This window comes from Paraglaciecola sp. (genome assembly GCF_030730205.1).
GTDB lineage: Bacteria > Pseudomonadota > Gammaproteobacteria > Enterobacterales > Alteromonadaceae > Paraglaciecola.
Genome location: NZ_JANQVQ010000286.1, coordinates 1 through 8,399, shown reverse-complemented (window position 1 = coordinate 8,399; position 8,399 = coordinate 1). Strand labels below are relative to the sequence as shown.

Genomic DNA, 8,399 nt, shown 5'->3' with positions numbered 1-8,399 from the left:
GTCATGCATACTTGTAATACGAGATATAGCAACGCTGTTCAGTTAATTAGTAAATAAGGAAATATCATGAAATTATTTAAATCAATCGCTGCTGTTGCAGTACTAGCTGCATCAAGCTTCGCTGCAAATGCATCAATGATCAACGTTGGTGGTGTAGTCTGGAATCCAGATGCTGCTACTGACTTTTCTGCACAACAAGCGAACATGCGTCAATTCATTAACCCAACAACTGGTGAGTTAAGTGGTTGGGGTTTAGTGACCGGATTTAATGGTACTGACGTCAATACTTTTTGTCCAAACTGTGAAGTGACTTTCCAGTTTAGTGGTTTTTTGCCAACTGGCGGCACAGTTTTACCAGGTATTGGTCAATCAGTATCATACAGCGGTGGCGAAATTAACGTTTACGTAGGCCCACGTGAAATTCCATTAGCACAATACAACGATTACAACGCACTTAATTTGGCAAATACTTCTGGCACTCCAGCTCAGTTATTTTTAAAATTAAAAAATAACTATACTTTTGTCGGTACCAATTTAGGCAACGCATTTTTAACTGGTTTAGGTCTGCTGGATGTTGTTGGTGGTATGGCTGCGTCGAACTTCGATACCAATACTAAATCAAACGGTGCGGACATGTTTTTCTCTGGCGGCTTGTCATTTCAACACGTTCCAGGTTCTATTTTAGACATGTCAGGTGTATTTAATCTGAGCGGTGATTCAATTCCAGAGCCATCATCACTGGCCATTTTAGGTTTAGGTTTATTAGGTCTTGCTGGCGCTGCGCGTCGTAAACAAGCAAAGTAATCTAAATACTACCGTAATCGTTAAAATACCCCCTGTGTTTACACAGGGGGTATTTTTTTACTTAAAAAAATTAATTCATTTGAAGGCTTAAGGGTTATATCGGCTTGGACTTAAAATATGATTTGGATCAGAAGCAAGCTTAATCTGTCGCACCCATTGCCAGCTTGTAGTATTGCCATCAAGCAAACTCTGCTGCTGTAGTATATTTAATCGATAAGGGATTAGTCCGAGCTTTAAACCAGACTCTACCAGATCTTGAACACATTCATGGGCATTGATCTTAGCTGACTCGTCTTGTCGGTTAAACACAATAGGAATTGTGCTGTCTACCGTATCGTGACGAAGACTGGTAAAAGTGATCATGGGTTCGATGCCATATTTAGGGCAAGTTTCTCTCACCAGTTTAACCAAAGCAGCCATTGATTCAGATTCAAATTTAACAAGAGGAGCGTACCAAAGTAAACCGCATTGGTCTGTTGCAGGGTTTAGGGTTTTGCTGTCATCTGCGGTCGTATAAGGATTACGCCAATACGCCAATGGCAATGCAACCTGATTGGGAACTCCTTTCATGATGGCAACGCCCTTATCTAAAGACGATAACATTTTCCGAATCGGATCAAAAACACGATGAGGAATCATCTTTGCAGAAAGTTTGCCTAAACGAATCAACATACTCTCAGAAAGTATTACCCTATCAGCATCACGCGCAATTTCTTTTACAACAAGACGACCAGCTTTTACTATGCCCGGCTCCCCATACAATGTGCCAACCACAGTCCAACTTGGGACTTGATGCTTTTTCGCTAAGCATGATATTTGCTCATTGCTCATGTTCTGATGACTGCCGGGTCCATTAGGATTCTCAATCATCATAGAAAGTACGCGACGCCGGTCCATTATGTTCACTGACCCAAGGACGCCTTCAAGGCGCTGCAATAGCTCACGAACAATTACACAAATAGCATCAAAATCAGAATCATCGTTAAACTGCAGATAAAATGAATCAAAAGCTGCAGGATTCCTTTTAAGCCTTAGAGTAACTTCAGTGGCAATGGCTAGATTCGATTGGGTAAACAGGCCATCGAGATATGGGCCAAGTTTCCATTTAAATGTCTTATCAACCGCATCTGAGCCAGATGCATCCAAATCAGATAACGCAGATTGATAGCGCTGCCCTTGTGGCAAGAATCCTTTAATACTATTTACTGCGGCAAAATGGTCGGTATATGGAGTAATGCCATAACCGCGTTCTAACGCGTTTGCTAGGAGGCTACAACTCGGTCCGGCTCCAGTAACTGGCACCATAAATGGTAAACCTAACTCATCCAGTTTATCTCTCAGCATTTGCTGCGTTACACCAGGCTCAACAGTAAGAAGTCCTGCTTGCGAATCATTGACCTGAATATGAGTTAAATTGCCCAAATCGAGGATAACAGAGCCAGCAATTGTAGATAGTGCACTACCATAGCCCCAATTATTTCCCGTACTTATCGGATAAATACTGAACGCTTTTGGAGTTGCTGCCAAACTATTTGCTAGTTTAAGTAACGCGGGGATTTCGTCTAAGTAAAATGGATTTTCGTTTTCATTGCGTTGCCCGCTTAATTTAACGACAATTATGTCAGTCCGGACAATTCCTTCGCAACTTTGGTAATAACGGCTTCCTGGTTCGGCAATAAAAACTTCGGAGGTCTCGTGCAAGACGCATTTAAGCTGCTGAACCAACTCCGCATGTGATGTCATGAATCAGTTTCCTTTCGCCTTTAAAAACTAAAGAATCAAAGTTTCAGCTTTTTGCCAAACCTTCTTGAGCGAAGTGGAAAAACTCTAAAACAGGATGAGACTTGTTCGGAACACCGCTTGCAAACAAATCATTTTCTATAGATTTTAATAGCTTGGCGTAGCCAGATGATAATCCGCTATGAAACATTTCACCGTTGATATAAAAGGCAGCACGCTTCCCGTGATAATCAATTGGCTTACCTAGCTGCTTAAATTGAATACCAACGAAAGCCATACTTCTTGCTAGCCTCGGTTCCATCATAACATATGCATGCTTTTTATTCGTTTTAAAAGCCGTCGATGCCGCAGCTAAATATAAGCAGATTGCTATGTAGGGAAAGCAACGTAATTCCGTTTTTGAATAATCATTGATATTAATAGCACCAGTAGCGGCGCCAGAAAACTTATCCATTTGCCGGCGTCTAAAATGCTCCAAAACGGCTAGTCGGGAAATTTCACAAATATCTTCTCTTGGAAAATTGGCAGGCAATAATGTTTCGTCCTCTATCGCATGAGAACAAAACTTTTCTATAGGTAGCATCTCATCTATATGACTAGATGTAATAAGTCTAACGGTACCAGCAAGGCGGCCTGAAGAAACATGACGGACAAAGCAGTGCACTGAATGCTCGTCGAAGTTGTCACGCTCTTCTTGGTCTGGGCGTACATCTTCAAACTTCAATTCTTCACAATAGACTTCGTGTCGCAGGCGGTATACTTCTCGTTTTAGATTTTCACTAAGTGCCAACTCTGGCCTCAAAAACTGGGAAAAATGCTTAGAAATCGTACTGGCATCTGAACTTGCTAAATGTGAAATAGCAATATTTACCAAACCGCCAACAACGGGTATTTTTTGCAATGTTTTTAAATGTTTCATAAGCACCTTTTTAAACTATCGAACTTGCTCAATAGCACAAACCCGACTGCGTATCTACGGCCTCTTACAGGCAATACCCTGAGTTCTCAGCTTATGCTGAACATAACTATATTCAGCAACTTCTCACAAAACAAAGCCAGTGTACATTAGTAATAGTCTAGAAACCAACCCGTTACTGCTGAGTGTAATTGAATTTATTGTTTTGAACTAACTTGGTCTGAATTTGCTGCTCGACTACCCAGTTAAACTTCTGAGGAATCACCGCCATAACGGTATTATAGCCCTGGTCAAGGAGCTGTAATTTTTTTTCCAAAGGTAAAGAAAAATCAACTGACGAAATATTCCCAGTATTAATTAAAACTGTGTTGTGCCAATACTGCGCATGTACGTATTCTCTTGACATCGCACTCATAAAAGTCTGAATAAGCATGGTAATGTAAGATACGAGAGGAAACAAACGGCGGGTTTTAACCGGTTTGTCTTCATTTTCACTTTTAAGCCTAAAACATATGACTGGAATCCCTCTTCCCGACCAATCCTGATGCAACGCATCTTCAGCCAGAATGACACCATCCGCCATGACATGATTTTTGAATGTTTTAAATGAAAATAATAATGGTATCGACATCGAATACCTAACCGCAGTTGAAACTTTTACGTCAGGCGTATTTGCTCTATTAAAGACAACGGGCCCTCCACCATTTATATCGGTTGCCAAGACATGTAAATCTAATTGCATTTCAGCAAAAGTTCTTCCTTGCAATTGCGTATCCATCCAGTTTTCGAAGGTATCTCCACTGGAAAGACCACCTGTTCTGATTAAATTAACTACCGAAAAGCCACGAAATTGCTTAAAGTCTGTTTCTAGAGCAAGTTTCTTTAATTCGTCTCTATTTTTACCATCGGCCAATAGTGCCGCTACTATACTGCCACCTGACACCCCAACAACATGACTAAACTTCAACTCCAATTCTTCGAGTGCTTGTAAAATCCCTATGTAACAAGGTAATCGGGTACCTCCTCCAGAAAATATTGGTACAATTTGGTTCTTAGTGAGCTCTTGTGACAACAGCATTGAAAACTCCGACGATATTAAAAGCGATTCTTCATACTTCAAGACTCAATTATGGTCGAAATCGACATAGATGCGAAAATAACTAACATCGATATCGAAGTAATATTAAGAATTTTTTATGCAATACCATAAACAGTGCTTTTTAGATGGCGATCTGCAGCAATAAAATGATATTTTGAGTATTAAATCCAGCAAAAGCATTCCCATATGAACTACTGTTTATTGATTTTATTAGCTTTATTTTTAAGCACAGCCAGCGCAGAGACACTTCCACAGTTGATAACTAAAATAAAACCATCGGTTGTAGCTATCGCAATCTATAATCCGACAGCTTCCCCACGGCTAAAGCTTATTGGAAGCGGCTTTGTTGTCAAACCAGGCAATCAAGTTGTCACTAACAATCACGTTGTCTCACAATTGCTGGATGAAAGCAAAAATGAACAATATGTTGTTTTATCCGGACATGGGCAGGATCCAATCGTACATCCAATCACTAGCAAAAAAAATGATCTCATTTATGATTTAGCAGTGCTAAAAATAGAAGCGACCTTACCAGCAATGACACTAGCAGATAGTGAATATACACCGGAAGGCACTGCTTTGGCTTTTACAGGTTATCCAATCACAGGCGTCCTTGGTTTATATCCAGCGACTCATCAAGCTACTTTAAGTGCAATCACCCCTATCGCTATCCCGCAAGATAATTCACAAGTACTTAGTGCTGCAACTCTTCGAAAGCTAAAGCGGCCTTTTATGGTCTATCAATTGGATGGTACAGCGTATCCTGGAAATAGCGGTAGTGCTTTGTATCGGAAAGAAGATGGTGTTGTCGTGGCGATTATTAATATGGTGCTGGTTAAAAGCAGTCGCGAGGCGGTACTAAGTGACCCAAGCGGAATTGCCTACGCTATTCCGGTAAATCACTTACATCAATTGCTTGCTCAACCTTAATGTCGGACTTGCAGATGTTTGAGAATTTTCAACCCGGGCATATTGGTTTTACACTAGCAGCTTTCGGCTATGCACTATTTTGGACACTACAGTTAACGGTAAAAACGAAAACAGCTCAAAAACACTTACTTAGCACTTACACCATACTTAGTGTTCTTTGGGCTTTTACAAATATCCAGAGCATCAACTTACCGTTTGTCACGCTGAATTCTTTTCTAACTGAAAGCACGCATAAAATGCTACTAGCACTTTTTTTGTTAGCCGCATTAAACAGAACTGACATCAGCATCCGTCAACTATTCGCATCAGCTAAAATCCGTATTGTCTTAGTTATTTTTGCCAGTTGGCTGCTGCTTGGAGGGTGGGTATTTACAGCACTGGGCCCACGACTATTGGGCACCTTGCTATTAACCGTCGTTATGTTGGCATTGATAGAAGCGATATATCGTCAATCGGGCAGTCAGAAATGGCAGTTTAAACCGATGATCATCGCCTTAGGTATTTGTCTGTTGCTCGATTTTTACTTACTAGCAGAAGCTGCGTTATTGGGGAAAGTCAATCAACAAACATGGCAAGCCCGAGGTTATGTTCATGTTTTGATGCTGCCATTTTTAGTGGTCGCTGTGAAGCGAATTAAATCCTGGGGTATCAATGTTTACGTATCACGCGACATTGTTCTGCAAAGCTCATTGGTATTGGCCGCAGGCGTTTATTTGTGTTTATTGGCTATTGTTGGCTATTACCTAAGCTACATTGGCGGAAATTGGACGACTCTGCTGCAAGTGGTCTTTGTTGTTGTGGGGACAGCTCTATTTTGTACGTTGATTTTTTCTGATGCCATTCGCCGAAAGTATAAGGTTTTCATAGAGAAGCATTTTTTTGCCAACACTTTTGACTATCGCGAAAAATGGGTTGAATTAACCCGCGAGCTAAAAAAGGTCGAAATCGCAAATTATAATGCGCCAGAGGTGTGCTTAACCGCCTGGTGTAAGGCGATTGGCTATAGCGAAGGTGCATTGGTTAAGTTATCAACTATTGCTACACCAGAAGTACTGGCGACCACAGAAAATTATCAATTAAGTGCCACTGATTTAAAAGTAGTGGCTATTTATCAACACAAATTCGGCAATAAAAATTGGTTGTTGGATTTTAGTGACTCACACGATGAAAACGTCGTATCAATACACCGTGAACTTGCAGGTGACTTAGAATCCTTTTCACTGTTAGTCCCTTTTTATCAAAATAACCAACTTTGGGGTTGTTGCCTGTTAAAACCATTACCTACTGAACATCTAAAGTTGAATTGGGAATTGCGGGATTATCTGAACGCAGTTTCAGAACAAATTTCGAGTTATTTGTTTATGAGCGAAGCAAGTAAAACTCTGTCTGAAAATGCTCAATTTATTGCTTTTAGTCGTATGTCAGCCTTCGTTGTACACGATTTAAAAAACGTTAAAGCACAAATTGATATGTTGCTAAAAAATGCAAAACGTCATCGCCACAATCCAGAGTTTGTCGACGATGCATTTGAAACCATTGAAGCAATGCAAAGCAGACTGCAAAATATGCTGTCGCAACTCACTAAAAAACAAATCGGCAATGAACCAAAAAAAACCATTGCACTTGGAAATATGTTGCAACAGCTAATCAGTGAACGATGTGCTGGACATGCACCGTTACCAGTGCTGAAAGTTCTACAGGACTGTGAGCTGTATATCGATCATGAACGGTTCAGCAATATTCTTTTCCACTTAATAGACAACGCTCAACAAGCGACTGCTATTGATGGCTCTGTGACTATTGAATTGGATGTCATAAATGACACAATAATTTTAGCAATTATAGATACAGGCTGTGGGATGAGCTCAGAATTCATTAAAGAGCGATTATTTAAACCTTTTGATACGACAAAAGGCAATGCTGGCATGGGGATCGGTGCCTATGATGCACAGCAGTTTATTCAACAAAATCATGGACAACTAACGGTAACCAGTGAAGTAGATATTGGGTCTACCTTTACCATTCAGCTTCCTTTACACTAATGTAAAATTAGACACGGAATGTGATATGAAAACTTTACTCGCAATTGACGACGATTTGGGCATTCAGAAACAGTTAAAATGGAGTTTAACCGATTACGAAGTCGTTTTCGCGGAAGACCGTAGCTCTGCCTTACAACAAGTTCGACGTTACGAACCTGCCGTAGTGACCCTAGACCTCGGTTTACCACCAGACCCAACGAATGCTTCAGAAGGTATGGCCTGTCTGACGGAAATTTTGCAACATAACCCTGATACTAAAGTAATCGTCATCACAGGCAGTACTGATACCGAACACGCACTTCAAGCCGTTGCACTCGGTGCTTATGACTATTATCAAAAGCCAATCGATGTCGATGTTCTGAATGTTATTGTCGCACGAGCTTTTAAACTTAGTGAATTAGAAGCTGAAAACCGAATTTTGAAATCGGCTAACTATAAAAGCCAGGATATCATCGGCAATAGTGAATCGATTTTGAAAGCTTGCCGTATGGTAGAGAAAATCGCACCAACCGAAATTACTACCTTGCTACTCGGTGAAAGTGGCACTGGTAAAGAAGTTTTTGCTCGTTCAATCCATAAACAAAGCCCGCGCGCCGCCAAGCCATTTATCGCAATCAACTGTGCGTCTATTCCGGATAACCTACTAGAAAGTGAATTATTCGGTTATGAAAAAGGCGCCTTTACCGGTGCCTATAAAACCACCTTAGGCAAAATTGAAACTGCCAATGGTGGAACGCTGATGCTGGACGAAATCGGCGACATGCCTTTGGCCTTGCAGGCAAAAATGCTACGTTTTTTACAAGAACGGGTCATTGAGCGGGTTGGTGGCCGGAGTGAAATTGAAGTAGACGTCCGCGTAGTATGTGCA

General features: G+C 40.9%; 7 protein-coding genes. 4 read left to right on the top strand and 3 right to left on the bottom strand.

What is annotated here, in order from left to right:
- The first annotated feature begins 66 nt into the window (after positions 1-66).
- Positions 67-804 (top strand): PEP-CTERM sorting domain-containing protein, encoded by a 738-nt coding sequence (locus NWQ57_RS18160; protein ID WP_306023588.1) that lies wholly within the window; start codon positions 67-69, stop codon positions 802-804.
- Between the two features lie 87 nt (positions 805-891).
- Here NWQ57_RS18160 and NWQ57_RS18155 read toward each other — a convergent pair whose 3' ends face one another.
- The 3 genes from NWQ57_RS18155 to NWQ57_RS18145 all read right to left on the bottom strand — a co-directional run bounded on the left by NWQ57_RS18155 (position 892) and on the right by NWQ57_RS18145 (position 4,538).
- A complete protein-coding gene (locus NWQ57_RS18155; RefSeq protein WP_306023587.1) occupies positions 892-2,547 on the bottom strand; it encodes an FAD-binding protein in 1,656 nt (551 codons plus the stop codon).
- A 43-nt stretch (positions 2,548-2,590) separates the two neighbouring features.
- Entirely contained in the window at positions 2,591-3,463 is an 873-nt protein-coding gene (locus NWQ57_RS18150) for a PEP-CTERM/exosortase system-associated acyltransferase (RefSeq protein ID WP_306023586.1), read from the bottom strand.
- A gap of 172 nt (positions 3,464-3,635) precedes the next feature.
- Positions 3,636-4,538: a patatin-like phospholipase family protein gene (locus tag NWQ57_RS18145; protein ID WP_306023585.1), complete on the bottom strand. Its 903-nt coding sequence runs from the start codon at positions 4,536-4,538 to the stop codon at positions 3,636-3,638.
- Between the two features lie 207 nt (positions 4,539-4,745).
- On the opposite strand from NWQ57_RS18145, the gene NWQ57_RS18140 reads away from it, so the two are divergent.
- From NWQ57_RS18140 to NWQ57_RS18130, 3 genes are all read left to right on the top strand, one after another.
- Positions 4,746-5,489: a serine protease gene (locus NWQ57_RS18140; RefSeq protein ID WP_306023584.1), complete on the top strand. Its 744-nt coding sequence runs from the start codon at positions 4,746-4,748 to the stop codon at positions 5,487-5,489.
- A complete protein-coding gene (prsK, locus tag NWQ57_RS18135; RefSeq protein ID WP_306023583.1) occupies positions 5,489-7,531 on the top strand; it encodes an XrtA/PEP-CTERM system histidine kinase PrsK in 2,043 nt (680 codons plus the stop codon). The genes NWQ57_RS18140 and prsK overlap by 1 nt, the downstream gene beginning before the upstream one ends.
- 25 nt (positions 7,532-7,556) lie before the next feature.
- On the top strand, positions 7,557-8,399 hold an 843-nt coding region (locus NWQ57_RS18130), incomplete at its 3' end, for a sigma 54-interacting transcriptional regulator (RefSeq protein WP_306023582.1).

What these genes read in the sequence shown, in the direction of transcription:
- NWQ57_RS18160 (WP_306023588.1), top strand. Translation starts at nt 67, where the DNA reads ATGAAATTATTTAAATCAATCGCTGCTGTTGCAGTACTAGCTGCATCA.
- NWQ57_RS18155 (WP_306023587.1), bottom strand. Translation starts at nt 2,547, where the DNA reads ATGACATCACATGCGGAGTTGGTTCAGCAGCTTAAATGCGTCTTGCAC.
- NWQ57_RS18150 (WP_306023586.1), bottom strand. Translation starts at nt 3,463, where the DNA reads ATGAAACATTTAAAAACATTGCAAAAAATACCCGTTGTTGGCGGTTTG.
- NWQ57_RS18145 (WP_306023585.1), bottom strand. Translation starts at nt 4,538, where the DNA reads ATGCTGTTGTCACAAGAGCTCACTAAGAACCAAATTGTACCAATATTT.
- NWQ57_RS18140 (WP_306023584.1), top strand. Translation starts at nt 4,746, where the DNA reads ATGAACTACTGTTTATTGATTTTATTAGCTTTATTTTTAAGCACAGCC.
- prsK (WP_306023583.1), top strand. Translation starts at nt 5,489, where the DNA reads ATGTCGGACTTGCAGATGTTTGAGAATTTTCAACCCGGGCATATTGGT.